This window comes from Dehalococcoidia bacterium, from assembly GCA_030018455.1.
GTDB lineage: Bacteria > Chloroflexota > Dehalococcoidia > DSTF01 > JALHUB01 > JASEFU01.
On the sequence record JASEFU010000011.1, the window covers coordinates 20,113 to 45,867 of the forward strand.

Consider the following 25,755-nt stretch of genomic DNA (forward strand, 5'->3'; position numbering starts at 1 on the left):
GGTGGAACATGCGCTATTTAAGAGGAATGCGCTCGCTGATTAGAAAAGGACTGCGCCGAGAGCGCGCTCAGATCCTTACGTTGACCGCCGTGCTTGTCACGGCGGTTATGGGCTTCACGGCGCTGGCTGTGGACATGGGCATTTTCATGAGAGACCTGCGAGACGCTCAGAACGACGTCGACGCCGCCGTACTGGCCGGCGCCCAGGAGCTCCTTAGCGACCCCCCGAATACTGCTGCCGCCGCCGATAAGGCGCGCGAATGGGCGACAAGAAACGGTGTACAGCCGGAGCACTTCGATTGCTGTACTTTCAGCGACGCGAATGGTGACGGCGTCACCGACACCATCTCTGCCCGCGTCGATCGCTCCTCCGGGACGTTCTTCGCCCGGGTTCTCGGGCTTACCAGTCTCCCCGTGGAACGGGAGGCGACGGCGAGAGTGGTTCATTCGGCCGGCGGTCCCATCTGCCCCTGGGGCATCCTCGGCGATCCGAACGATCTCGACCCCAGCGACGGGACCTATCTGGGTGTTGAGCCCGGCGAGGTCTACGTCATGAAAACGATGACGGGCCTCCAGGTGGAGGGCAACTTTCGCATCCTCGACCTGGGGCAAACGGGCACCAACGGCTATGTGGCGCTGATCATGGCCGGGTGCGTGACGGAGGACGCAAACGTCTGGCGGGAGGGGGACGACATCGTTACGAACACAAAGCCCGGAAATGTCGGCCAGCCCACTCGCAAGGCGCTCAATGACTACTACGAATACGAAAAGAGCGACGGCATCAGCGATCCGATGGGCTACGGCTGGTGCGACGTGGAGTTCGAGCTTGACCCGACTGATCCGACGAGAGGCACCGTGACGGGCGCCTACAACCCTTACGAGGACGGTGTGCGTGAGGGCTGCGACCGCAACCCGATAACCAACGGCATGGGGCGCGTCGCCATGATCCCGATCATCGATCACCTGCCCAGCGGATCGAGCGAGCCGGTCACGATCATCGGCATCGCTTCGATGTACGTCGCTTTCTGGGACCGCACGGGTCCTCCTTCCGATACGCAGGTCTACGGGGTGTTCCTTGAGCATGCTACAGTCACTCCGGCGAACCTGGTGGGGGAGAGCGACAACGTGCTGGCGCCGCTCAGGATCAAGCTGGTCCAGAATGATTAAGGATTGGGGCGGGAGTCGATCGCGCGCCTACGGTTGTCGACCTATGCCGCCGGTTAGATGAGTGGCTCGCCGCGGCAAGGTTCAAGACAACTTTGCCTCAGGGTCGTCCCTCGGTCACGCGAAAAGCCATTCCGGAGGCGATACGCGCCGAAGGGCGACAGACTGGTGAAAACATCGACCGACGGGGTTCAAGGGGAGGTGGTTGCGGCCGATACTTTTATAGGTCTGGCCGGCGAGATGTCCGGCCTCGCGTCTGCCACAAGAAATACGGCATGACATCCATCCAAGACTGGAGGTAGTCCCATGGCTAGAGCAGGAGCCGGTGCACCAGGAGGCCGGATCAACCGTCGGTTCCTAATGCTGGCCTTGGTCTCCGCGGCCCTTAGCGCCGTCCTTGTCTACGTGGCGCTCAATCAAGGCGGCACGACCGATAAGGCCAGCTCGGAAACGTCCGCGGAGATCGTCGTCGCAGCCGTCGAGATCCCTGCGCGAACGCAGATCACGGCCGAGATGGTGAAACTCAAAAGCGTCCCTGTCAGCGCCAAGATGACGACGGTGTATGAAGACCTTGAGGACGCGGTCGGCAGGGTCACGCGCTACCCCATCGAGATCGACGAGCAGGTGACCTCCGCCAAGACGGTCTCATTACGCGGAGAGCAGGAGACGGACGCCCTCGCCTTCGTCATACCGAGCGGGATGCGCGCCATTTCCATAAAGGCCGATCAGGTGCTGAGCGCCGGCGGCCTAGTCCTCCCTGGCGACTACGTGGACATTCTGGCCGTCTTCAATGTGGAGGACCAGAAGGGCGAAGAACGCGAAGCGTACCTAGTGCGCACTATCCTTCAGAATGTCGAGGTGCTTGCCGTCGCGCAGACGATAGCCGACGTGCCGCCGGAAGAAGACACGAACGGCGCTGCAAACGCCTCCGCGAACCAGGGACAGCGCGCCCGCGCCTCCGAGGCGGAGCCCGACCCCGAGGCGACCACGCTGACTCTCCTGGTGCAGCCTGAGCAGGCGGAATGGCTTTTCCTCGCGGAAGCGAACGGGACTCTGCGGGCTATCGTCCGCGGTTTTGGCGATTCTGAAACGCCGGACGTTCGGCCGATCATCGAAACGGAGCTTCTGCCGGCCGGCTTCGTGCCGCCGCCCCCGAGGGCGCAGTAGCCCGGACGGGGGCCAGCAATCATCGGTTTGGTTCGGTCTGGAGGGATCTGGGGGGCAGATGGCTAGGACTCCGGAGTGCTTGATTGTAGACGCCGATCTTGGCGCTCGCGCCGACACCAAGCGGGCGCTTACCCTGGCGCATTTCGCGGTCGTCGGTGAAGCGGGCTACGGCATCGAAGCGGTAACCGTGGCGAAAGAATCGCCGCCCGACATCTTCCTCGTCAGCGTAGAAGAGCCGGTAGCGCGCGCCCTTCAGACAGTGGAATCGCTCATCGACGCCATCCCTGATGCCCCCGTCATAGTCTACTCGTCTCTGGCCGATGCGGCCTCCGTAAGACGGGCAATGGTCGCGGGAGCCAGGGACTATATCATCAAGCCGCTGAAGCCGGAGGAACTCACGCGCGCCATCTACGGCGTCCTCGAACAGGAGGAGAAGAGGCGCCTCCGGTTTTCGGGGGAGCATAGAGCTGCGCCGGCCCGGGGGACCGTTATAACCGTGTTCGGCGCCAAGGGCGGGATCGGCAAGACGACCATCGCGACGAACCTGGCCACGGCCCTCCTGAAGGCGACAGGCAGCAGCGTTACCCTTGTCGACATGGACACGCGGTTCGGCGACGTCGCCATCATGATGGACATCGCGGTGGAGCAGAGCATAGCCGACCTGGCACGGCACATCAATGAGATGGACAGGGACACGGTACGGGACTATCTTGTCCGGCATCACACGGGGGTCATGATCCTGCCGGCGCCGCTGCACCCGACGGAATGGCGCAACGTCACGCCGCCGCAGATTACGAAGATCATCGATTTGCTCGCGCAATCGCACGATTACGTGATCGTCGACACACCGGGCACGTTCAACGAGATCGTCGCGGCCGCTCTCGAGGCCGCCGCACTTATCCTGCTGGTGACGAGTATGGATATCGCCAGCATAAAGGACACGGCGCTCGCCCTGGAGATGCTCCAGAGCGCCTCCGTGTCCGAAGACAAGGTCAAGTTGACGGTCAACCATTCGACAGCCGCCAACACACTGCGGGAAGAGGACGTCGAGCGCGTGCTCGAATACCCGGTGTTCTGGCGCATCCCTCACGACCTCAACGTGGCCACCAGCACCCAGCTTGGCCAGCCCGTAATCGTCACGAAACCGTACGCGCGCGTCTCGCGAAGCATTACCGATCTTGCCTACGCGTTAAGCGGCGCTGCTCCGGAGAAGAAGGGCTTCCTCGAGAAGTTCCTGGGACGGTAGTTTCAGCATTCAATAACAGAGAGTCGGGGACGGGCCATGACACAGTTTCAGTGGCAGCCAAGAAGAACAGGCGCAGATGAGGAACGAGGCGCCCAGCGCGGCAGCACCTCCTCGCGCCTGATGCAGACCAACGAAGCCCTCACGGAATTGAAGTACAAGCTGCACCAGCGGCTCATAGAAGAGCTCGATCCGAGCCGCCTTGACGGGCTGGACCCGGTGAAGGCGCGTGAGTCGGTGGAGAACGCTGCCCGCACTCTCATCGCTCAGGAGATGCCCGGCATCGTTGGCATGACCCGCGACGAGCTTGTGACTGCCGTCGCCGATGAGGTCCTCGGTCTTGGGCCTATCGAGCCCCTTATCAAGGACGCCGCCGTCTCGGAAGTCATGGTCAACGCGCCGGACACTGTCTTCTATGAGAAAGAGGGCCGCCTCTACCTGAGCCCCGTGCGGTTTCGCGACAACAATCACATCCTCCGCATCGCCGAGCGCATAATCGCGCCTTTGGGCCGGCGAGTCGACGAATCGTCTCCTATGGTCGACGCCCGGCTCGCAGATGGCTCTCGTGTGAACATCATCATTCCGCCCGTGGCCCCGCGCAGCCCCACCATCACCATTCGAAAGTTCCGCCAGGACAAGATGACAATAGAAGACCTCATCGCTACCGGCACCCTGACGAGGGAGCTGGCCGAATTCCTGCGCGCCTGCATCCAGGTGCGGCTGAACATCGTCATATCAGGCGGGACGGGCAGTGGAAAGACGACACTGCTCAACGCTCTCTCCGCTTTCATCCCTGACAGCGAGCGCATCATTACTATCGAGGACCCGACGGAGCTGAAGCTGCAACAGGGACACGTGGTGAGCCTCGAGGCGCGCCCGCCGAGCCTCGAGGGGAAGGGCGAAGTGACTCAGAGAGACCTTGTCCGGAACAGCCTCCGCATGCGCCCCGACCGCATCCTCATAGGTGAGGTCCGCGGGTCTGAGGCGTTCGACATGATGCAGGCGATGAACACGGGCCACGAGGGCTCTCTGACCACGATCCACGCCAACTCTCCTCGCGACGCGCTCGCGCGCATCGAAAACATGATCCTGATGGCCGGGTTGGACCTGCCCATACGCGCGATACGTGAGCAAATGTCGTCCGCCCTTCACGTCGTCGTCCAGATCGCGCGCCTTCCCGACGGATCGAGGAAGATCACCTCCGTCTCGGAGATAACGGGGATGGAGGGGCAGGTGGTGACGATGCAGGAGCTCTTCCGCTTTGAGCAACGGGGTATCGACGGCGAGGGTCGGATCGTGGGCGACTTCCGGCCGACAGGGATAAGGCCGCAGTTTGCGGAGAAGTTCGCCATCGCCGGGATTCAGCTTCCGCATGACATATTCGGCGCAGGAGAGTGGTAAAGGATGAACGTGTTGCCCGCTATGGCCGCCGTTTCGGTGATGGTCACCGTCCTGCTCTTCTTCATCATGTTGCACGAAATGGTGATGGAGAAGAAGGACCGCAAAGTGCGGCGGCGCCTTGACCACGTCGTTAACCGCGCGCCTCTTGCTGGATCGTTCGTTTCTTCGGCGCTGAGGCGCACCGAGCTCAGCAGGTTTTCGTTCATCGCCGACCTTCTCTCGGGCAAAGAGTGGGTGGACTCGGTAGCGCGGGACCTGGAGCGCGCCGATCTGAAGCTGAGAGTGGGCGAGTACCTCAGCCTCCGAGTAGCGGCTGCCCTCGTGCTGTTCGCGGCTGTGCTTGTTTTGATGGGGAGCGGCGGCGTCAACCTCGTCATCGCCCTGGGTGTGGGCGCGGTCGGTTACATGCTCCCCAAGTTCTATCTGTCGCGGCGAATAGAGAGCCGCCTGTCGAAGTTTAACGACCAGCTTGTGGAGGCGCTCGGTCTCGTCTCCAATTCGCTTCGTTCCGGGTTCGGCCTGCTGCAGAGCCTCGACCTAGCCGCGGAGCAGCTCGCGCCGCCTCTCGCGACGGAATTCAAGCAGACGATCAACGACGTGAACGTGGGCGCGAGCTTCGAAGAGGCCCTTATCGCGCTGAACGACCGCGTCAAGAGCAACGACCTTGATATCGTGGTCACCGCCATCCTCATTCAGCGCACGGTCGGCGGGAACCTGGCGGAAGTCCTGGATACGGTCGCGCACACTATGCGAGAGAGGGCGCGCATCAAGGGAGAGATACGCACCCTGACAGCGCAGCAGCGCATGTCGGGCTACATAGTGGGCGGCCTGCCGGTGGCAATCATCGGCATACTCACGTTAGTCGGCAGCATGATGGGCGAGAGCTACGTTGCGAGTCTCTTCACCACGAACGCGGGCCGGATAGCGCTTGTGGCGGCGGGAGTGCTGGAGGGAATGGGAATACTTCTCATCCGCCGCATCCTGAAGATTGAGGTATGACCGGAGGAGTCATGGCGATAATTGCTGCAGCGTCGGTCTTCGTGAGCGTTTACTTGCTGGTCATGGCGTTCGCTGGCCCGGGCCATGATGCGGTCCGCGCCCGCGTGGCGCTCATCGGCCTTGGACGGGCCAGTGGTGAAGCCAAGGTGCCTTCCTTCGGCGAGCGTATCATCGGCCCAATACTCGACGTCGCAGCCGAGAGATTCTTCGCCCTGCTTCCGCAGTCCTTCGTGATGCGGCTGAGGGCGAGGCTGGAGCGCGCGGGCGAACCGACGACGCTGGAAGGATACCTGATCATCACCGCGCTGGCGGCGGCCGTGCTGTCTGGCCTCGGCCTCGCGGTCGGCATCGCCATGTACGGCGGAGTCGACTCGAAGGTCCTCGGCATCGCCGTTGTGATGGCCGGCGTGGGCGTGTTCCTGCCCACGCTCTGGCTGAAAAACCGGATAAACCAGAGGCGCACCGCTATCATCAAGGCTCTGCCTGACTCGTTCGACCTGATCACCACCTGTGTCGAGGCGGGGCTGGGATTGGACGCCGCTCTGGCGCGTGTGGCCGAAAAGGTCGAGGGGCCGTTTGCCGAGGAGCTCTCGAAGACGCTGCGTGAGATCGGCATGGGCCGCTCGCGCGCTGAGGCGCTGCGCGACCTCGCGGAGCGCACCGCGATCCCCGACCTCTCCATCTTCGTCAATGCTATAATCCAGGCGGAGCAGATGGGCACGAGCATCGGGCAGGTGCTGCGCGTTCAGTCGGAGCAGATGCGTACGCGGCGCCGACAGCGGGCGGAAGAGCTGGCGAACCAGGCGCCGGTGAAGATGATCTTCCCGTTGGTGCTCTGCATCTTCCCGACGCTGTTCATCGTTATCCTCGGGCCGGCCGTCATCCAGCTCTACGAAACCTACATGCAGTGATTATCCCCCACGCCCGCTACGTCAGGGTCGAGAACAAGGGCAAGGGACGAACGCTTGCGGCGCAAGCGCGGCTGGCGGACCGCTTCCTGAGCCGGATGATCGGCCTGCTGGGGCGAGGCAGCCTGCCCGAGGGCGATGGTCTGGTGATTGCCCCCGGGTCGAGCATCCACACGTTCTTCATGCGCTTTCCCATCGATGTCGTGTTCGTGAGCAGGGAAGGCGTCGTTTTGAAGACGGCGGAAAACGTGAAGCCGTGGCGGCTGGCGTTTTCTCCACGTGGGACGCGCTATACGATCGAGCTGCCGGTGGGCGCCATCGGAGCGTCGCAGACGGAGCGCAGCGACCGGCTCGAATTCTCCGCCGCGTAGCTCTTCGCCGTCTAGCTGTCAGCGCGAGAACATAAAGAGAGGCCTGCGCTGCAGCAACAAGCCTCTCCCGGAGCGTTTCCGGATTGTGTCGCCTAGTCGTTGCGGCCGAGGATGGTGACGGAGCAGACTGATGCGGGCCCGCCCAGGTTGTGCGCCAGCCCCAGCCGCGCGTCCTTCACTTGCGCCCCGTCCGCGCGACCCTGCAACTGCTTCGTCACCTCGTAGATCATCCGGCAGCCGGTCGCTCCGATGGGGTGCCCAAAGCACTTCAGCCCGCCGCTGGGGTTCACCGGCAGTGTCCCGTCAACCTCCGTGTGGCCCTCGGCGACGAACGACGCCCCTTGTCCTTGCTCGCAGAACTGGAGGTCCTGGCAGTTCAGTATCTCCGTGATCGTGAAGCAGTCATGCACTTCAGCGAAGCTTATTTCCTTGGCCGGGTTTTTCACCCCCGCTTCCTCATAGGCCAGCCTTGCCGCCGCCTGCGTGGCCGGGAAGCCCAGGTAGTCGAAGGAGTTGCGGAACATGGGCTGCACGCTCGCAAGGGCGAGGGCGTTCGCCTTTACGAGAACGTAGTCGTCCTTGTGTTTGCTCGTCTTTGCAAGCTCGGGCCGCGTTATTACTACCGCCGCCGCGCCGTCCGACATGGCGCAGCAGTCGAAGCGTCCCAGCGGCCAGGCGATCATGGGGGCGTTAAGGGCGTCCTCCATTGTGATCGGGCGGCGGAAGTGGGCTTTCGGATGCAGCGCGCCGTTCTTGTGGTTCTTTATCGCCACCCGCGCCAGGTCTTCCTTCGTCCAGCCGTACTCGTGGAAGCAGCGCGTCGCCGCCAGCGCGAAGAGGCCGGGAGCGCTGATGCCGCCGATGACCGGGTGCCCGAAGTCGCTCATGGGCAGGCCGGAGCTGCCGGTGTCCATCAGCTTCTCGACGCCGCAGGCGACCACGATGTCGTACACTCCCGAAGCGACGGCGTAGCAGGCGTTGCGGAAGGCGTCCATTCCCGAGGCGCAGAAGTTCTCGACCCGCGTCACCGGCTTGCCGAAGAGCTTCATCGGCTCGCCGAACGTGCTGCCGCTGATGCCTGTGAAGTTGTAGAGCACTCCCACCCACGCGGCCTCGATATCATCGACGGTAATGCCGGCGTCGTCGAGGGCCTCGTGCGCCGCCTCGACCATTAGGTCCTCGACGTCCTTCTCCCAGAGCTCGCCGAACTTGGTGCAACCGACGCCGATTATCGCCGCCTTGTCTGCAATGCTTCCCATGAGAACTCTCCTCTCTGAGAAAAGCTATCCGGCACCCCTACGATTGGGGCAGAGGCCGGGCCTTCCAGTAGTAGTTGTGGAAGTTGGCGCCCTCATGCAGACGCCGGAACGTCACTTCCACCGGCAGGCCGATCTTGACTTCCTGTGGGTCGCCGTCCGTCATCTCCAGGAAGACGCGGCCCCCTCCCTCGAGGTCGATGACCAGGCGGGGGATGGGAACGTTGAGGTACTGGCCTTCCGAGAGGTGATCCAGCGTGAACGTGAAGACGCTTCCTTTGCGTGACAGCTTCACGTCCTCAAACTTGTCCTTGGAGTGGCACTCGCCGCAGATGCGCGGCGGTGGGTATTGGATGACGCCGCAGCTCAGGCAGCGGGCTCCGTGAAAGTTGAGCTCCTGGCGCGTGTCACGCCAGTAGGTGACAGGCGACCCGCCGGGTACGCGGATGTCGCGTTCCATCAGATGGCGAAAGTGAGCGTACGAAGTGTATGCGGGCAGCTCGCGCCGCTGAAAAATGTGGCCGATGAGGCCCTTCCTGCCAGGGGCTGCCGGTATTTCGCCGGTCACTTCCAGCAGCAGGGCGTCGGCGCCGTCGCCGTGGTTGACCACCAGCAGCTTCTCCCCCGCCTTTGCCTGCTCGAGCGCTCCGGCGAGCATGAGGAGCACGAGGGCCGCCCCGGGGCTGCCCACGGAGAGGAAGAGTGTGTCCTGGAGTTGCTGCGGCTGGAAGCCGAGCGTCCGTCCGACGGTCATGTGGCTACGGGGATCGGCGGCGGTGATGACAGCCTTCGCGATATCGCCGGCGGCCACCCCCTGTTTCTCCATCAGCGACCTTCCGGCTTCGATGACGGCGGCGGCGTATCCGTATTGCGTTTCCGCTTTCGCCTCGAAGGAGCGGATGTAACGGTCTTCGCTGCGCCGCCAGGGCCCGATCTGCTCGCCGGCAAGCGAGTATGATGCGGCGATCTTTACCGGACCGCTCTTGCTGATGAGGACAGCGCCCGCGCCGTCACCAAGGAGCTGCTCCCACATCGACTCCGGCTCGCCGAGACGGCAGTCGGCGGCAACGACGAGTATGCTGCCCGCCGAGCCGCTATCGACGGCGTCGATGGCGGCTCGCACGGCAGTCGTGGCGGCCCTCAGCGAGCCCGTGAAGTCGGCGGTGTTGATATCGCGCCGCAGGTCAAGGGCCTGCGCGATGACGCCCGCCGACTGCTTTTCCACGTAGGGCGCGGTCGTGGTCGCGAAGAAGACGCCGTCGACGCTCGTCAGGTCGACACCCGCGAGGCAATCGAGCCCGGCAGCGGCGGCCATCGTGATGCTGTCTTCGTCGGCGTTCGCGACCGCCCGCTCGCCGGGCACAGCCGGTATGCCCCAGGCGTCACCGATCTTCTGGCGGGGAAGGCGATAGAGGGGCACGTAGGCGCCGAATGATGCGATGTTGGCCACTGAAGCCTCCTTTCGTTAGAGGAACGCTGATCGATGAATGCGGATCATCGGATGGTGCAGCACGTCCTCAGCGTCGGGTCGTAGTATGCCGCGAACACCTCGTCCCAGTAGGGATCGAAGAGAAAGCCTTTCTCGCACGCGGCCTCCGGTTGGGCTTCGGCCTTGCGCTCCTGCTTCTGGGCACGGCGCGGGCCTGCGCGAGGCCGGCGCTGCCGGGGACCGGCGCGTTTCTTCACCGCCACGTCTCACCTCCCGTTGCGACTCTCTGGCCAGATCGTACTCTGCAAACGCGAAGCAGACAATTCCGTTCTGAATTTCCGGCATTGTGGAGCGGACACTCAGAACCGACCCGCTGGACGCGCCTTCAGCGGCGCTACTCGTAGACCTTCTCTTCCGGCAGCTCCGCGTCCGGGGCGTCCGCCTCCACGTTGCGCACGGGGGCAGGCGACCCCAGCTCGCGGTAGTACTCGTGCTGGATGAGCAGGTTCATAATCTCGTTGGTGCCCGTCCATATCGTCAGCAGGCGGCCGTCGCGCAGCATCCGTTCGATAGGGTAGACGTTCGTGTAGCCGATGCCGCCCATTATCTGCATGGCGTTGTTTATCACCTGCCACGAAGCGTCGGTGCAGAACTTCTTTGCCTCCGACACGAGGCGCCGCACGCGGCCCGGGTCGTCGCCGTTATCGATGGCGTGCGCCGCCGCGTAGACGAGGGCGTGCGCGGCATCGAGCATCGTAATGCTGTCGGCGATCTTGAAGCTGACGCCCTGGAAGCGGCGGATCTTCTCCCCGAAAGCCTTCCTGCGGTCGGCGTAGCGGGCGGCGATGTCGAGGGCCGCGCGAGCGCCGCCAAGGGCGCCGGCCGCGCTCGTCATGCGTTCCGGTATCATCATCTGGTTGAAGACGAGCGCTCCGCCGTGTTCGGGCCCGATGAGGTTTTGCAGGGGCACTTTCGCATCGCGGAAGTAGACGCGCCCCGTGCCGCCGCCGCGCATGCCCATGAGACCGTACACGTGGTGGACTTCGACGCCCGGGCCGCGCTCAACGATGAACGAGCTGAGCGATTCGTGAGGGGTGGCGTCCTGCCGGCTGCGCGCGTACACGAAGAAGTAGTCAGCGCCTTCGGCGCCGACGATGAAGCGCTTCTGTCCGTTGAGGAGCCAGAAGTCACCGTTCTTCTCCGCCCTCGTCGTCGCCCCGAAGAAGTCGGAGCCGCCGCGGGGTTCTGTCAGCGCCTCGGCGACACCGAGTTTCCCCTCGAGGACGGGGCGCAGCCAGCGCTCCTTCTGCTCCTCCGTGCCGAAGACATTCAGCCCTTCGCCGACGATGCTCACGAGGCCGTAAAGGCAGGGGAGGCTCGTGCTGAGGACGCCTATCTCCTCCAGCGCGATGATCTCGTCCGTCCACTTGAGGCCGCGGCCGCCATACTTCTCGGGGAAGCGCAGTCCCAGAAGGCGGTGGCGCGCCGCCGCCTCCAGGAACTCGCGCGGGTACGATACCTTGCCCGCGTCCATGTCGAGGATGAGCTGGCGAGGCACCTCATCGCGCACGAAGGCCCGCACCTCATCCCGAAGCTTCCGTTGCTCCGCCGTCAACAAGCTTTCCATGATCTCCTCCTGCCCGTCAGGGCTAATAGACCTGCTCCTGCAACGCGCTCATGTTCAGGACGGTGATCTTTCCCTTCTTGAGGTCCACCCATCCTTTCGAGCTGAAGTATCGGAGGTACTTGTTCACGCTCTCCCGCGTCACGCCGATGGTGCTCCCGAGCTCTTCCTGAGTCAAGCGTATTTCTACGGGACGGCCCTGCGGCGTCTCGCGGCCGTAGAGTTCCGCCAGCTCCAGCAGCTTCTTCGCCAGCCGGCCGGGCACGTTCAGGAACGCCGTGTCGCCCAGGAGCTCATCGGAGCGCCTCAGGCGGCGGCTCAGCACGCGCAGAAGGGCGATGGCTGCCGATGGCCTGCTCGTAAGCCACGACACGAAGTCATGCTGGCTCACCGTTAGCGCCCAGACGTCTTCAGCCGCCGTAGCCGTCGCCGAACGCGGCTCGCCGTCCAGCAAGGAGAATTCCCCGAACAGTTCGCCCGACCCGAGGATGGCGAGGGTTATTTCGTCGCCCTGGGGAGAAGGGAAGGAGATGCGCACCTTCCCTTCGAGGACAAGGTAGAAGTGCGTTCCCGGGTCGTCCTTGTGGAAGATGACCTGGCCCGAGCGGAAGCGGCGCCGTTGCGCCTTCTCTGCCAGCGCCTGCAGGTCGTCCTTCGACAGCTGGGCGAACAGCGGTACCCGGGAGATGGCGCTAACCGTCATGTGCTGCCCCCTTCGCATGTCCTGTAGCACATCCTACTCCCTTTTTCTTTAATGTGAAGCGCTTGACCCATCGCGGGTGGACTGCCTCACAGAGCAGCGCGCCTGTTGGCCCTATATTAAGGTGATAAGGTCTGAGGAGGAGACGAATGTTTGAGGAAATGCTTGCCATGGCGCGCAACGCTGAGTTGCAGCGCGAAGTGGACTCGATTCAGAGGCGGATAGAGACGTTGGAGCGGGCAAAGAAAGCGTCGTCCTTGGAGGGGAACGGTAGTAGACATAATACTCTAACGCGGGTGTGGCGCACTGCGTTCGGTCTGCGATAAGATTGTCCTCTACAGGGAGAGAGAGGAGATAGGACGACGATGAGCGTCGAGGACACACTTGCCGAGGTGCCCCTCTTTTCAGAGATGAGCAGACGCGACCTCAAGCGCCTCGCGTCAGCGGTCATAGTGCGGCCGTACAAGAGGGGCGAGATGATCGTCAAGGAAGGCGAGATGGCGGTTGCATTCTACATTATCCGCTCCGGGAGCGTTGACGTGGTCCGGAACGCGGACTCAGGAGAGAAGATTATCGCCACGCTGGGCCCAGGCGAGTTCTTCGGCGAAATGGCGATCCTCGACTCGTACCCCCGTTCCGCCAGCGTCCGGGCGGTCATGGACACGGAGTGCCTGGTCCTCTCACGCTGGGACTTCCTTGCGGAGCTGCGAAGCAACCCCTACATCGCGGTGCAGATGCTGCCGGTCCTTAGCCGCCGGCTGCGAGAGTACCAGTCACCAGCGCTTTAGGCGTTCCCCGGCCCGGCTTTGACGCCGCACTGCAGGGCCGCGTCATTCTTTCATGAGGCATCCTGTTCCGTCCCACAGCCGTTTGTCGGGCCGTCAATGACTCGCCTCCTCCCGCCCACTTAAACTGACCTCAGTCAGGAATCTCTGTGGAGGGAGGCGCCGTCATGGCTCACCAGATGCAGACGAGCATGGAGATGGAGCGGGCGATCAACGATTCCCTGGATTGTTACAGGGCCTGCTCCCAAACGATTTCCCACTGTCTGGAGATGGGGGGAAAACACGTCGAGCCGGGCCACATCAGGCTGCTGATGGACTGCGAGAACATCTGCGCCCTGAGCGCGCTCTACATGGCCCGCGGCTCGCAGTTCCATCCCGAGATCTGCGGCATCTGCGCCGACATTTGTGACAGGTGCGCGCAGAGCTGCCTCGAGGTCGACCCCAACGATTCGATGATGCAGCAGTGTGCGGACGCATGCCGGACGTGCGCGCAGTCGTGCCGCGTCATGGCGAGGATGCGCCGCGCCGCCTAGGGCAAGGGGGACCGCAGTCTCGCGTGACGGCGACGGGGTGGTACGTACTGTGAAGCAGCCGCTCCGGGCTGCCGGAACGGCTGCGCGTATTTGAAATTGGTGGAGACGGGGGAGAATTGAACTCCCCGTCCAGAAGAAGAACGCCCTGAATCTCCTACAAGCTTAGCCGGCTCTTTGGTCTTGCCTGGCGGGCTCCTGCCGACCGGATTCCGCCCGGCCAGTCGATTAGTCTTGAGCGGCCCTTATCGACGTCCGGGCCGCAGCACCTCGACTAGTCGGCGCTTGTCCGCGGCCCATCGAGGAGAGGCTGCGGAAAGCGTCGCTGCCTCAGTTAGGCAGCGAGGGCAAACTCACGTTCGCCGGTTATTTTTCTGCCACCTGTTTTTCGAGGGTGATGGCACCTCGGCTTGCAATCCAGGTCCGTCGTTCCCTGTCGAACCCTTTCGTCCCCACGAATATTATACTCGACTGCAACTGCGTTTGCTAGCGTCGATGGCGCAGCGCCCGCTCGATCTGCCGCTCCGCCTCGCGCTGAGCGATGCGCTCCCGCTTGTCGTGGACGCGCCGGCCGCGCACAAGCGCCAGTTCCAGCTTCGCGCGGCCGTTCTTTAGATAGAGGCGCAGCGGCACCAGCGTGAGCCCCTTCTCCTCGACGGCGCTGCTCAGCTCTTCGATCTGCCAGCGGTGGAGGAGCAGCTTCCGCTTGCGGCCCGGCTCGTGATTGAAGCGTCCCGCCGGCGGGTACTGGGCAATGTGCGCGCCGTGCAGCCACATCTCGCCGTCTTCGGGGCGGGCATAGGCGTCGCGGATGTTGACGCGCCCCTCGCGAATCGACTTGATCTCGGTGCCGGTGAGGGCAAGCCCGGCCTCGTATGTGTCGAGGACGTGGTACTCGTGGAGCGCTTTGCGGTTGAAGGTGATGACCTTCTCTGCCATGGCTGCCGCTCCGCTGAAAAGGGAGAGCTACTCGCCGCGGAGGTACTCGATGGCCGCCAGGAGCTGGCCGTCGCGCCGCATATCGATGTCCTCGTCAGACAGCGTCACCTCGATGTCCGGCCGGATGCCGACGCCGTCGATGAGGATGCGGTCGGGTGTGAGCCAGCGGGCGACGGTTACGAAGAGCGCTCCCCGGTCATCGCTGAGTTCCTGAGGGATGTTCACTGTCCCCTTGCCGAACGTTTTCTCGCCCAGAAGGGGAGCGCGGCCGTTGTCCTGGAGGGCGGCGGCGAGAACTTCGGCGCCGCTGGCGCTGAACCGGTTGACGAGGACGACCATCGGTATCTTTGTCGCCGGTCCGCCGGGCTCGGCCTCGAACACCTTCTCTTCTTCCTCCTGTTCCACCTGCACCAGTATGATGCCGCCGTCGAGGAACATATCGGCCACGTCTACCGTCGCTTCGAGCAGGCCGCCGGGGTTGCTGCGCAGGTCGAGAATCAGTCCTTTGTAGCCGCCGTCGCTTATCTCCTGCAGGATCGGTTCGAGCTGCGATTGCGTGAGCGACGTGAACTCGCGGATGTGCACGTAGGCCAGGTCGGTGACTTCGTTGCCGTTTGCGTCCCTGAACACGCCGGCGGGAGGCTCGCGGGACACGCTCTCGATCTTGATCTCGTCGCGGGTCAGCTCCAGGTCCTCTATGACGCCGTCGCTGTGCTCCACCTTCAACCTCACGGTAGTGCCGCGCGGCCCTCTGATGCGCATCACTGCCTTCTCGACCGTCCACCCCTCCGTGGACTCGCCGTCGACTTCGAGGATGGCGTCGCCGGAGCGGATGCCGGCGCGCTGAGCGGGGGTATCAGCGATGGGCGCCACGATGATGATCTTGCCCTGCTGCTCGGCAACCGTTGCCCCTATACCTTCGAAGGTGCCGGAAGGCATGACGTTGATGTTGTAAGTCGTCGGGTCGACATAGTAGGTGCCGGAGTCGGAGAGGACCTTGAGCATGCCGTTGATCGCTGCCTCGTAGAGCGTCTGGTTGTCGAGGATGTCCTGGTCGACATAATGCCGGCGGAGGAGGCCGTAAATCTCGTAAAGGGCGTCGAAGTCGGGCGCGTCCTCCGGCGTGCTTACCGCCGCACCGGAATCATCGCCGGCCTGCCGTTCGACGGCGATGCCGAGGCCGAAAGAGAGTCCGACGAGGGCGATAACAAGAAGGGAGACCAGGATGGGCCTGAGGGCTTTTGACATGGGCGGGCGCTCCTTCTTACTGCGGGCTTTCTCTCGGCTCAGTCAAGTCTAGCATCTGGCGATCGCGGTGACAATTTCGTTTTCGGCCGCTTTTGCCGCGCGGCGCAGTATTCGCCCCCGGCAGCCCGGTCGGAAGGGAAGGGCCAGACTCGCGTCGCTGACGGTGGGCAGGGGAGACTTGACATAATCGTGCATACTGCGCGCCCCTCCAGTACTGCTCGAGTCGAGGGGACGGGCACAAGGTCAAGCCGATTTGCGCCTGCGGGTCGATGGCAGCGGGGTCCTTCTCAAAGGCAGTGACCTGGATGCATAGAGCGCGCGGTCGGCGTGGACGAGGAGGCCTTCTACGGTGGTAGCGTCTCCGGGGTAGGTGGCGACGCCGTAGGAGACCTGTAGCGCCACCTTCTGCAGCAGTCCGCCACCCCAGTCGCGGCGTTTGGATATCATCTCGGCGAGCTTTGCGGCCGTCATCCGGGCCGACGGGCCATCAGTCTCGGGAAGGATGATGGCGAACTCGTCCCCTCCATACCGAGCCGCCGTGTCCGAGACCCTCACGTTTTCCAGGATCAGGCGCCCAAGGAAGGTCAGAAGCTGGTCGCCCATCAAATGGCCGTAGCGGTCGTTGACCTCCTTGAAGTGGTTGACGTCAAGCATCACGATCGACAGCTCGTGGCCGTATCTCGACGCTCGTTCGAGCTCATGGGGGAGCTGTTCGTGGAAATAGCGGTGGTTGTAGAGGCCGGTGAGGCTGTCATGGTAGGCAATGTGCCGAAGGCTGTCGCTGAGCTTTTCTAGATGTTCAGAATAGGCTCTCTCCAACGTCACGTTCGCTCTGCCCGAGCGCGCCGCGAGCATCGCGGTGAAGGCGGCCGCCGTGAGCACCAGCGCCGCTTCGACCGCGTGGTCGACGACGCCCGAAAAGTAATGGCCTCCGAGCTGTGACCAGACGAGGAGGAGCGCGAACACCAGCAGGCCGCCGGCCTTTGTCGCCCAGGCGGCCGCCGGCGCCGGAAAATTGCTCTCAGGAAGGTCGGCTTCGGCAGGCAGCGGTTGCGAGCGCCACTCGTCTTTGCTGCCTGAAATCGTCATCGTTTCGCCCCCCGGGGGTTCATCTTGAGCGGTCCGCGGACGTATGGAGGAGAGTCTTCGCCGCTCGGCCGCCGTCGGTCCTGGAATGCAGGCCCAACGATTGTCTCGCTCCTGGACGGAGACGCTTTGTTGACGCCCTCCGCAGGTTCCGCTCCCAATAGAGTATCGACCGCGCGACCCCTCACCTTGACGGCGGGAGGGGCTTTCAGCGGGAGTCTAATGATCGGTATGGAGCGTTATGTAGACTTACATGCAGCGTCAATCAGACATAACTACAATAGTGCGATCACCTGAACACGAAAGGCGAGCGATTTCCCCGGCCCCTTCTCCGGGGCACAGAGGTCGCCTCTTCTAAAGGTCTATGTGATCGCGCGGATTGGCGGAGGCTTGGTCGAGGCCGAGACGCGACGGTGTGAGCGGGTCTTGCGGACGCGAGGCCGTCTCCCTCCAGCGCGCGACTACTGCCGCCGTAGACCTCTCCAGCTCGAGCGCTATGAGTTCACGCTCCCCTCGTGAGGACCAGGCTTCGTGCTTGCTGGCAGACGGCTTCCACTCGTCTCTCATGGGGAGCAAAGCGGCCGTCACCGTCACTGCCGCCAGGGCCAGTGTCGCCGCGGGCGAAGCGCCGGCGAGAAAGGCCAGTGCTGCGAGCGCGATACCTCCGGTGGCTGCCATCACACCCTGCCACGCCGGCAGACGCCAGTAGGATACCTCGATGCTCACCCGCTTCTGGTGCGTTATGCGTTCCCTGTCGCGTCTTGCCTCGGCGGCGCGTGCGGCGTCATACGCTGCCCTCTCGAGCGGATTGCCGAGCACCGCAAATGCCCTGTTGAGCTCCTCCAGACGTCTCTTCGCGCTGGGGTCTTCGTCCATCTCCGACTGGTACTTGCGCGCCAGGTGCCAATACGTCTGCCCTACCATCACGTGGTCGGCGCTGGGCGCCAGCCGCATAACTGCGTAGTAGTCTTCCCCGCTCATTTCCTCGCTCCCAAGGGTCACGTTCGCTTCTCAAAAGAGAAGAACGTGCGCTGGAGCGGAAAGTTTCAGCCCTGGCGGAGAAGAGACCCCATTAGAGGGCATACAGCGTTATGTCAACAACGGCCGCACTTTCCCCTGGATCTCGGAAAGCTCGGGGAACCGCCCCGTGGCCGCCTTCGAGTACACCACTTCTCCGTTCACCGACACCTCGAACCTGCCTCCTCCCGACGGCACCAGCCGCAGCGAGTCCACCCATTCGCCCATCTCCGCCAGCAGTTCCGCCGCCATCCAGGCGGCCCGCAACAAATAGTTTCAAGGTCTGCAATACTCGATTTCGATCGTCAGTCTCTCCTTTTCGGCCGTCATCTTGTCCATTTCTCCTCTCTGTGTGTTAATAGGCTGAGTCCTCTCGCAGGAAATGATAGGCCGGAGAGGGGCCTTGTCAATCGGGGCCGCATCGTCGGCGAAATGCAGGGAGAGCGTTTCTTGAAACATCCTGTGCTGCCGCTCCTGCTGCTTATTATCTCTGTCCCCATCTTGGCCGGCTGTCCTACGACCGAAAGGCGCGCTTACGTGGCGCTGGGCGGCAGCTACGCCGCGGGCGCTGGGGGCGGCGATTATGAAAAGAGCTATGCCTCCCTCTTCCACGCCTTTCTTCAAGAAGAGACGGAAGAGCAACTGTCCCTGCGTAGCCTCGCCGTCGAGAACGAGACCACGGCGTCGATGATCGGCGATGGACAGCTCGCCAAGGCTCTGGCGGAGCTGAGGTTCCGCAATCAGGATGAATCGCCAGACAATGACACCATTGCCATCACGCTCCAGATCGGCGGCGAGGAGGCGATGTCGCTTCTGCTGGAAGATGGGCCCTGCCGCCCGCCCGCGACCCTGGACGACCGTGAGTGCGAGGCGGCCTTCCACGGGATGTTGAACGAAGCGCGCCTGAACGTCCCCGCAGTCCTGAGAGCCCTGCGCGTGGCCGCCGGTCCGGAAACGGACGTCCTGGTCATCAACTACTTCTACCCCTTCCCGACGGCAGAGCGTAGTGAGACGGGAGAGGAACTTTATTCGGCTCTCAACGAAATCCTCGAAGAGGCAGCGCGTATGCCGGGCGTCGATGCCACGCTTGTCGACATCGCCGGCGAATTCAGGGGAAGAACGCAGGAACTGACGGCGCCGCTCGATGAGGGAGGCGGCCGCGCCCCAAATGAGGCCGGTCACGCCCTGATCGCGTCCCTGTTGGAGCGGGCGCTGGAAAAGTAGAAACAGGCCCCTCCTGGGTTGACATTCGATGGTCGGGCGGCTAAGGTAACGGCGACTAGCAGGAGGCTGAGACAGGGAAGCGCTGCGGAGGCTGAGGTGACTGAGGGGTTCTGGCAGAGGAAAGTCTCGCGGCGCCGTCTGTTGGGGGGTGCTGCATCTGCGGTGGCCGTCGGCGGAGGGACGGCCCTCATGCTCCCCTGGCGCCGCAGCCCCGCCGGAGCAGGCAGCCCCTCGAGCGCTCCGGTTGTTGCCGAAGACGTGGTCCACTCCCCCTCTCAGCTTGCCCAGGGGGACTTGCGCGCCCTCAAGTGGTCGAGCGCGCAGGGGGCCCCCGTCCTGAGGGCCGCAGCAGCTTCCGTCGAAGGCACTCTGACTTCCCCAATCGCAAGGACGAACATAGCGCCGACGCACGTGGGCATTCACTGGAAAGGCGAAGGCGATCCGCAGGCCCTCAGCTTCGAGATCAGGAGCTCCTCGAACGGAAGCGACTGGTCGCCCTGGCAACCGCTGTGGATCGAGGCCACGCCGGAGGAAAACCCGCGGGGCGAGACATTCCTCGCCCTCGCCTCCGTCGACCGGGCCCGTTATCTCCAATACCGCGCCCGCTTCGACCCGAGCAGCGCGTCGCCCCCCGTTCTGAATCGCGTCGTCATCACCGCCATCGACGTGTCGTCGTCGCCGGAGTACAGCATCGCGGCCTTGCGCACCCGCACCCCCACACCCACGACGCGCGCGCCCGCGACCAGCAGCGAAGCCTGGAAGCTGGAGGCGCCATTCGACGCCGAACAGCTCCTCTCGCGAGAGGAATGGGGAGCGTACGACGGCTACCGCTTCGACCGCTACGGCACCGAGGTCTGGCCCCGCATGTACGTCCCCACCAAGAAAATCGTCGTACATCATACGGCAACGCTCGCTACCGGCACGCAGGACCCTAATTATCCTTACCCCGTCTACACGCCCGACCAGGCTGTGCAGGATGTGCGCGCCATCTACTACTACCATGCGATTACGCGTGGTTGGGGCGACATCGGTTACAACGCGCTTATCGACCGCTTTGGGCGCGTGTATGAAGGGCGGCGCGGCCGCGACAGCGGCATAGGCGACGGAAGGGAGATAATCAGTCCTGACGTGGTCGCGGGCCATGCCTATAACGTCAATGAGGGCTCGGCTGGCGTGTCCCTTATCGGCAACTTCGACGTTAACGCCTTTGGGACGACGGAAGAGCAGAACATGGTGAAAGCGCTTATCGACTTCCTCGTCTGGTCGTGCCGGCGCCACTACATTTTCCCCACCGAGCGGTCGGATTTCCTTATGGTGAATTACGGTAAGGTCGTGAACATGCCGAACATCGCCGGCCACTGCGAGTGTGGCCAGACGGCCTGTCCCGGACGCTACGCGTACGCGCGGCTGCCAGAATGGCGCGAGACGGTGGCGAGCGAGATCGCGTCGCAGGCGAAGGTGCCGCCGCTGGCACAGATAACGCGGGTGCCCACCGCCGCGGAGATAGAGAGCGGCAGCGTCTCTTTCACCTGGAAGCCCTACGAGGCTTCCTCGGCGGTCTTCTCCTACTATCTCGAAGGGTGGGTCCCCAATCTCGACACTGATGAGGTGTACTACATCAGCGGGTTCACGTCCGACAAGCGCCCCGATTGGTCCGCATTTTCTTCCGATACCTCCGCCACCTTCAGGCTGACCAAACCGGGCCGCTACACCTTCCACGTGCGCGCGAAGGACCCACGCACCGGCAACGAGGGCGCCTTCGAGAGCAACCACACTTTCGTCTCTTCGGTAACGCCGCCTACGAAGCGGATTATCGGCGTGCCCGGCGTCACCAAGAACTAGCCCCGCGTATCCCGCATACCCCCGCGTCACGTTGAACACTTGAGTTGCGCGAAGGTCGAATTGCGCCCACCATTGTCGCAGCAAGGCAACGGGACATCACATGAAGAAGCTGCAGCGAACACCGGAGACAGCGGCCGTTGTCTGGGGCAGGCGCGCTTTCCTTTTCTCCCCGGCGCTGTTCTTCGCCGTTGCCCTCGCCACTTACTGGCCGCACATCGACGACTTCTTTGCCCTGGACGACTACGTCTGGCTTCAGGCTGCGGACACCGGGAACGTTCCCCAATTCCTCAAGCAGGCGTTTTCCTTTCCCGCGGGCACGGTTCTTGACTATCCGACGCCCTTCTGGCGGCCCCTTATCGACGTGTACTTTCTTGTCGCCTGGCGTCTCTTCGGCCTTGGTCCGGAGCCCTATCACGCCGTCAACATCGTCCTCCACGCGACGAACGCTGCCCTGCTGATCGTGCTGATGCGGCAGATCGGCGCCTCGCGGGCGACGGGCCTGACGGCTGCCCTCCTGTTCCTCGTCCTTCCCGCCTACGGTTTTGCAGTGACGTGGATATCGGGGGTGACGGAGTTGCTGGCGGCGTGCTTCTACCTCATTTCCCTCGTGGCGTTTGTCGCCTATCTGCGCGGCACGCAAAGGGCGGCGCTATTCTATGCGGCCGCTCTGCTGGCGTTCCTCCTCGCGCTGCTCTCGAAGGAGTCGTGCGTCACTCTTCCGGCGATACTTGCGGGTCTGGCGCTGGCGCTGCGTCCGCCGCGGTCCGTTGGCGACCTTCGGCGCCGGCTCTGGGAGTTAGGGCCATTCGTCAGCCTCGCCGCCGCGTACTTCGTGTTCCTCTACGTCCAAGAGTACGAGGCTGCGGCAGAGGGCGGGCTGTACCGTTTCGGGTGGCATTTCTTTGAGAACATGTGGGGCTACCTGCGCTGGATTACGTTTCCCTTCCCGGAGGCTGAGATCGAGTGGGCGCGGGAGTTGCAGGTGGCAACCGCGTTGGCGTTCATTGCGCTCGGCGTCTGGACGCTAGCTGCCCGAAAGCGTGTCCGCGCCCTCTTCTTCACCTGGGTCATCGTCGCCCTGCTGCCATACTCCTTCTTCGAGTCGGGCATCGAGGCGCGCTACACCTATGCCGCCTCCATTCCCCTCGCCGGGTTCGCCGTCCTCATGCTATCGCCCGTGTTCGGGGAGATGAGGGACCGTCTCGGGCCGCTGCCGTCGTTCACCTTTGCAGCCGGAGTCCTGATTGTTGGGGGCGTCTTCCTGGCGGGCGAAGTCCGCAACAACCAGGCCTGGATCGGCAGGCAGGCGAACGAGTACAGCAAACTGTTCCACGAAACGCCCCTACTGTGTGGGCGCTCCTCGCCGGGACAGATCTACCTGATCGAAAGCCCTCTCTTCGACTACCACGGCAGTTCGACCAGGATGACGCTGAACCTGCTGTACGATGACGTCGCCGTCCATCTCCTCGAGCGGCGAGATCCCATCCCCCCCGACGTCTCGACCGACGACTGCGTCCTGAAATACTCCAGCGGTCGGTACGTGAGGATTCGCGGGCCGTGAAATGCTCCCCCCAACGCGGTGCAAGATTCCCGCCCGACGCGCGTTTTGATCTTGGCAGGCAGCGGCGGTTCTTGAGGAGGAGACACGATGCCCGTCCGCGACTATCGATCAGAAGGCATTCTCCTCGACGCACGGGGACTTCCCCTGTTTTGCTGCCGCGCCTGCCAACGTCCTCTCACGCGGCGCGACTTCGCGGAGCTCGGGCTCCGTCTTCCCGACCCCGGCGAGACGGCGGGCGAGTACTGCGACGAAGAGCTCATCGATGACCTGACGCACTTCGATTGTCCGGTGGCCGCCCGCGCTGGCTGAGCCTCGGGTTTGATCCACTTTCGCCTCCAACGGCATCGACAGCACCATCCCAGCTTCGAGGCGCTCCCCTTGTTCCGACGGGCAAGCAGCCGTGATTCTTCCCACCCTCCCACCCTAGACGAGTCAATCTGGAATCTCAAGGGGACACCCCTTGAACCCCGCCAGAGGGGGCACCCCTCTGGACTCCCCCAAAGGGGTGCCGTGTTATGTCAACAGCCTCCCCTGCCCTTGACACTGCCGCGCCCACACATATCATGAAGCCATCGGCCCTGTCTTGAGGACGCGGCAGGAGTCCGCCTAGAAACGGGAGCCCCCTTGACCGAGCAGTACCGCACTATCCACTTCGGGCTGGGACCCATCGGACTGGAGATACTGCGCCTGACCGCGCGACGCCCCTCGCTGCGGCCGGTGGGCGCCATCGATATCGCCGACGGTCTCGTCGGCAAGGACATCGCCGCGCTGGCCGGCCTCGACTCGCCTCTCGGCATCACCGTCGCGCCCGATGCCCCGTCCGTCCTTGCGTCCACGCCCGCGGACGTCGTCCTGCACTCGACCGCGTCTTGGCTGGAAGAGGTGCGCCCGCAGCTGCTCGACATCGTTCGCGCGGGCAAGAACTGCATCTCCACCTGCGAGGAGCTTGCCTGCCCCTGGGACAACTACCCCGGCCTCGCCGCCGAGCTCGACAGTGAAGCGAAGGCGAACGGCGTCACCGTCGTCGGCAGCGGCGTCAACCCCGGCTTCGTCATGGACACGCTGGTCCTAGCCCTCACGGCCGCCTGCCAGGAGGTGCGCCGCATCGAGGCGTGGCGCGTCGTCGACGTCAGCAAGCGCCGGCTGCAACTCCAGCGGAAGGTCGGCGTGGGCATTACGCTCGACGAGTTCCGCCGTCGACAGGAAGCCGGACACTTCGGGCACGCCGGCCTCCGCGAGTCGGCGCAGCTCATCGCCCGCGGCCTCGGTTGGCAGCTCGATGTCGTCGAGCAGACGCTGGAGCCTGTCATCGCCCCCAACGGCCTCGCCGCCGGCGTCCACCAGGTAGTGAGCGCCTGGGTCAAGGGCCGCGAAGTGATCCATCTCGACCTGCAGATGGCGAAGGACGCGCTGAACGCCCGCGACGAGATAATCATCGACGGCCGCCCGCCCGTGCGCGCCGTCCTTCCCGGCGGCGTCCAGGGCGACCTCGCCACCGCGGGCGTCGTCGTCAATGCTATTCCCGCTGTCGTTCGCTCCGCGCCCGGCCTCGTCACCATGGCCGAGCTGGCGCTGGTGACGGCCTTCGATACGCCGCCGGAATGACCGGCCCGCCCGACGTTAGCGAAAGAGAGGGGCGCATGACGAGCACTGTCGAACGTTACCGCGCGCTGCACCCGCGTTCCGCCGCCCTGCACGAGCAGGCGCTGCGCGAGTTCCCCAACGGCGTCACCCACGACATCCGCTACTTCGAGCCGTTCCCCATCTACGTCGAGCGCGCCGCCGGCTCCCGCAAGTGGGACGTCGACGGCAACGAGCTCATCGACTACGTGATGGGCCATGGCGCCCTGCTCCTCGGCCACGCCCATCCCGTGCTCGTCGAGGCCGTCACGCGCCAGGTGCAGAGGGGCACCCACTACGGCGCCTGTCACGAGCTGGAGATGGAGTGGGCGGGCTGGATCAAGCGCCTCGTTCCCTCCGCGGAGACGGTCCGCTTCACCACATGCGGCACGGAGGCCACCATGATGGCCGTGCGACTCGCCCGCGCCTTCACGGGACGAAACAAGTTGGTGCGGTTCGCCCTCAACTTCCACGGCTGGAACGACAGCGTCGTCGGCCTCACGTCGCCGGAGGAGACGGTGCCCCGCTCGCCCGGCGTGCCCGACGCCTTCCTCGGACAGCAGGTCATCCTGCCCCAGAACGGACGCGAGGAGCTGGAGCGGACGCTCGCCTCCGACCCCGATATCGCCGCCGTCATCCTCGAGCCCACGGGCGCCTCCGCGGGCACGATACCCATCGACCCCGACTTCCTCCCCTTCCTGCGCGAGCAGACGCAGCAACACAACGTCGTTCTCATCTTCGACGAGGTGGTGACCGGCTTCCGCGTCTGCCCCGGCGGCGCCCAGGCCTACTTCGGCGTCACGCCCGACCTGACGACCCTGGGGAAGATAGTCAGCGGGGGCATTCCGGGGGCCGCCGTCGTCGGCCGCGAGGACATCCTGGCGCGCATCGAGTTCCGCGACGACCCGGAGTGGAACCTGCGGCGTCGCATCAGTCATCCGGGCACGTTCAATGCGAACCCTTTGTCGGCGGCGGCGGGCGTCGCAATGCTGTCGCACATCTGCGATGGGGACGCCCAGCAGCGGGCGGCCGACCTGGCGAAGCGGCTGTGTCAGGAGGCGAACCACATCATGCGGCAGGCGGGCGCGAAGGGCGTCGCCTACACGTTCTCATCGATGTTCCACATTACGATAGGCGTGGACTGTCCGGAGCCCATCGACGGGTACCTGTGGAACTGGGAGGAACGCCCGGGCGCGACGGTGCCGCAGACGCCGGGGCCGGTGGCGACGGCGTTCCGTCAGGAGATGATCAATCGAGGGGTCGATTTCATGCGGACGGGGGGCATGATGTCGGCGGTGCACACGGAGTCAGACATCGACGCCACCCTCTCCGCCCTGGAGGCGACTTTGGGAAATCTGCGACTCGAAAGGCGGCCTTAGTACACCCAAGTGGCTGGCACGCGGACGTCTAGAGCACCGAGTAATGGTCTGCGATCATTGATTCAACCACTAGCAAACCAAGAACTAGTACGCGCAAAGTGGGGCCATACCGTGTCAGCGAGTATTGGCCGTCAAGCACCCCATAACCCTGACTCCAAACAACCGTTCTGGGTGGGCGGGTGGGAAGAAGAGCGCTCATGTTGCCAGCAGCGGCAGCGCCGACTATTGCGCGTCTCGCCCCGCATCCTACAATAGAGGCGGGA

General features: G+C 63.9%; 25 protein-coding genes and 1 other RNA gene. 15 read left to right on the top strand and 11 right to left on the bottom strand.

From position 1 onward, the window contains the following. Window positions 1-8: 8 nt before the first annotated feature. From QME71_10590 to QME71_10620, 7 genes are all read left to right on the top strand, one after another. Window positions 9-1,166, top strand: a complete 1,158-nt coding sequence (locus QME71_10590; protein MDI6858747.1) for a hypothetical protein — start codon at window positions 9-11, stop codon at window positions 1,164-1,166. A 303-nt stretch (window positions 1,167-1,469) separates the two neighbouring features. After that, window positions 1,470-2,330: a Flp pilus assembly protein CpaB gene (gene cpaB / locus QME71_10595; protein MDI6858748.1), complete on the top strand. Its 861-nt coding sequence runs from the start codon at window positions 1,470-1,472 to the stop codon at window positions 2,328-2,330. Between the two features lie 58 nt (window positions 2,331-2,388). Further along, complete coding sequence (locus tag QME71_10600) at window positions 2,389-3,576, top strand: AAA family ATPase (protein MDI6858749.1); 1,188 nt, start codon at window positions 2,389-2,391, stop codon at window positions 3,574-3,576. A gap of 36 nt (window positions 3,577-3,612) precedes the next feature. After that, window positions 3,613-4,974: a CpaF family protein gene (locus QME71_10605; protein MDI6858750.1), complete on the top strand. Its 1,362-nt coding sequence runs from the start codon at window positions 3,613-3,615 to the stop codon at window positions 4,972-4,974. A gap of 3 nt (window positions 4,975-4,977) precedes the next feature. Beyond that, on the top strand, window positions 4,978-5,973 hold the full coding sequence (locus QME71_10610) for a type II secretion system F family protein (protein MDI6858751.1): 996 nt from the start codon (window positions 4,978-4,980) through the stop codon (window positions 5,971-5,973). A gap of 11 nt (window positions 5,974-5,984) precedes the next feature. Next, complete coding sequence (locus QME71_10615; protein ID MDI6858752.1) at window positions 5,985-6,884, top strand: type II secretion system F family protein; 900 nt, start codon at window positions 5,985-5,987, stop codon at window positions 6,882-6,884. Continuing rightward, window positions 6,881-7,252, top strand: coding sequence for a DUF192 domain-containing protein (locus QME71_10620; protein ID MDI6858753.1), 372 nt, complete (start codon window positions 6,881-6,883; stop codon window positions 7,250-7,252). Before QME71_10615 ends, QME71_10620 begins: the two co-directional genes overlap by 4 nt. A 92-nt stretch (window positions 7,253-7,344) precedes the next feature. On the opposite strand, the gene QME71_10625 is transcribed toward QME71_10620, so the two are convergent. The 5 genes from QME71_10625 to QME71_10645 all read right to left on the bottom strand — a co-directional run bounded on the left by QME71_10625 (window position 7,345) and on the right by QME71_10645 (window position 12,264). Next, entirely contained in the window at window positions 7,345-8,511 is a 1,167-nt protein-coding gene (locus tag QME71_10625) for an acetyl-CoA acetyltransferase (GenBank protein MDI6858754.1), read from the bottom strand. A gap of 37 nt (window positions 8,512-8,548) precedes the next feature. Next, window positions 8,549-9,958 carry an OB-fold domain-containing protein gene (locus QME71_10630; protein MDI6858755.1) on the bottom strand — a complete coding sequence of 470 codons (1,410 nt, stop codon included), beginning with the start codon at window positions 9,956-9,958 and terminating at the stop codon, window positions 8,549-8,551. 44 nt (window positions 9,959-10,002) lie between these two features. Then, entirely contained in the window at window positions 10,003-10,200 is a 198-nt protein-coding gene (locus QME71_10635) for a hypothetical protein (protein MDI6858756.1), read from the bottom strand. Window positions 10,201-10,331: 131 nt separating this feature from the next. Continuing rightward, the gene (locus QME71_10640) at window positions 10,332-11,567 is read right to left on the bottom strand and encodes an acyl-CoA dehydrogenase family protein (GenBank protein MDI6858757.1); all 1,236 of its coding nucleotides are present in this window, start codon (window positions 11,565-11,567) and stop codon (window positions 10,332-10,334) included. Between the two features lie 19 nt (window positions 11,568-11,586). After that, on the bottom strand, window positions 11,587-12,264 hold the full coding sequence (locus QME71_10645; GenBank protein ID MDI6858758.1) for a Crp/Fnr family transcriptional regulator: 678 nt from the start codon (window positions 12,262-12,264) through the stop codon (window positions 11,587-11,589). A gap of 362 nt (window positions 12,265-12,626) precedes the next feature. Between QME71_10645 and QME71_10650 the strand changes: the two genes are divergently transcribed. Both QME71_10650 and QME71_10655 read left to right on the top strand, forming a co-directional pair. Beyond that, a complete protein-coding gene (locus tag QME71_10650; protein ID MDI6858759.1) occupies window positions 12,627-13,049 on the top strand; it encodes a cyclic nucleotide-binding domain-containing protein in 423 nt (140 codons plus the stop codon). 164 nt (window positions 13,050-13,213) lie between these two features. After that, a complete protein-coding gene (locus QME71_10655) occupies window positions 13,214-13,579 on the top strand; it encodes a four-helix bundle copper-binding protein (protein MDI6858760.1) in 366 nt (121 codons plus the stop codon). A 97-nt stretch (window positions 13,580-13,676) separates the two neighbouring features. On the opposite strand, the gene ssrA is transcribed toward QME71_10655, so the two are convergent. From ssrA to QME71_10685, 6 genes are all read right to left on the bottom strand, one after another. Next, window positions 13,677-14,030: a transfer-messenger RNA gene (ssrA, locus tag QME71_10660) on the bottom strand. Window positions 14,031-14,062: 32 nt separating this feature from the next. Next, window positions 14,063-14,515: an SsrA-binding protein SmpB gene (smpB, locus tag QME71_10665; GenBank protein MDI6858761.1), complete on the bottom strand. Its 453-nt coding sequence runs from the start codon at window positions 14,513-14,515 to the stop codon at window positions 14,063-14,065. A gap of 27 nt (window positions 14,516-14,542) precedes the next feature. Continuing rightward, entirely contained in the window at window positions 14,543-15,763 is a 1,221-nt protein-coding gene (locus QME71_10670) for a S41 family peptidase (GenBank protein MDI6858762.1), read from the bottom strand. A 243-nt stretch (window positions 15,764-16,006) separates the two neighbouring features. Further along, window positions 16,007-16,852 (bottom strand): GGDEF domain-containing protein, encoded by an 846-nt coding sequence (locus QME71_10675; protein MDI6858763.1) that lies wholly within the window; start codon window positions 16,850-16,852, stop codon window positions 16,007-16,009. Between the two features lie 351 nt (window positions 16,853-17,203). Further along, window positions 17,204-17,830, bottom strand: a complete 627-nt coding sequence (locus QME71_10680) for a DnaJ domain-containing protein (GenBank protein MDI6858764.1) — start codon at window positions 17,828-17,830, stop codon at window positions 17,204-17,206. Between the two features lie 108 nt (window positions 17,831-17,938). After that, window positions 17,939-18,133 carry an Rdx family protein gene (locus QME71_10685; GenBank protein ID MDI6858765.1) on the bottom strand — a complete coding sequence of 65 codons (195 nt, stop codon included), beginning with the start codon at window positions 18,131-18,133 and terminating at the stop codon, window positions 17,939-17,941. 183 nt (window positions 18,134-18,316) lie between these two features. On the opposite strand from QME71_10685, the gene QME71_10690 reads away from it, so the two are divergent. The 6 genes from QME71_10690 to QME71_10715 all read left to right on the top strand — a co-directional run bounded on the left by QME71_10690 (window position 18,317) and on the right by QME71_10715 (window position 25,492). After that, a complete protein-coding gene (locus tag QME71_10690) occupies window positions 18,317-19,090 on the top strand; it encodes a GDSL-type esterase/lipase family protein (protein MDI6858766.1) in 774 nt (257 codons plus the stop codon). 96 nt (window positions 19,091-19,186) lie between these two features. Next, complete coding sequence (locus QME71_10695; GenBank protein ID MDI6858767.1) at window positions 19,187-20,932, top strand: N-acetylmuramoyl-L-alanine amidase; 1,746 nt, start codon at window positions 19,187-19,189, stop codon at window positions 20,930-20,932. A 100-nt stretch (window positions 20,933-21,032) separates the two neighbouring features. Then, window positions 21,033-22,493, top strand: a complete 1,461-nt coding sequence (locus QME71_10700) for a hypothetical protein (protein MDI6858768.1) — start codon at window positions 21,033-21,035, stop codon at window positions 22,491-22,493. A gap of 87 nt (window positions 22,494-22,580) precedes the next feature. Then, window positions 22,581-22,802, top strand: coding sequence for a hypothetical protein (locus tag QME71_10705; GenBank protein ID MDI6858769.1), 222 nt, complete (start codon window positions 22,581-22,583; stop codon window positions 22,800-22,802). A gap of 315 nt (window positions 22,803-23,117) precedes the next feature. Continuing rightward, complete coding sequence (locus tag QME71_10710; GenBank protein MDI6858770.1) at window positions 23,118-24,098, top strand: dihydrodipicolinate reductase; 981 nt, start codon at window positions 23,118-23,120, stop codon at window positions 24,096-24,098. Window positions 24,099-24,133: 35 nt separating this feature from the next. Beyond that, window positions 24,134-25,492 carry an aminotransferase class III-fold pyridoxal phosphate-dependent enzyme gene (locus tag QME71_10715; protein ID MDI6858771.1) on the top strand — a complete coding sequence of 453 codons (1,359 nt, stop codon included), beginning with the start codon at window positions 24,134-24,136 and terminating at the stop codon, window positions 25,490-25,492. Window positions 25,493-25,755 lie beyond the last annotated feature (263 nt).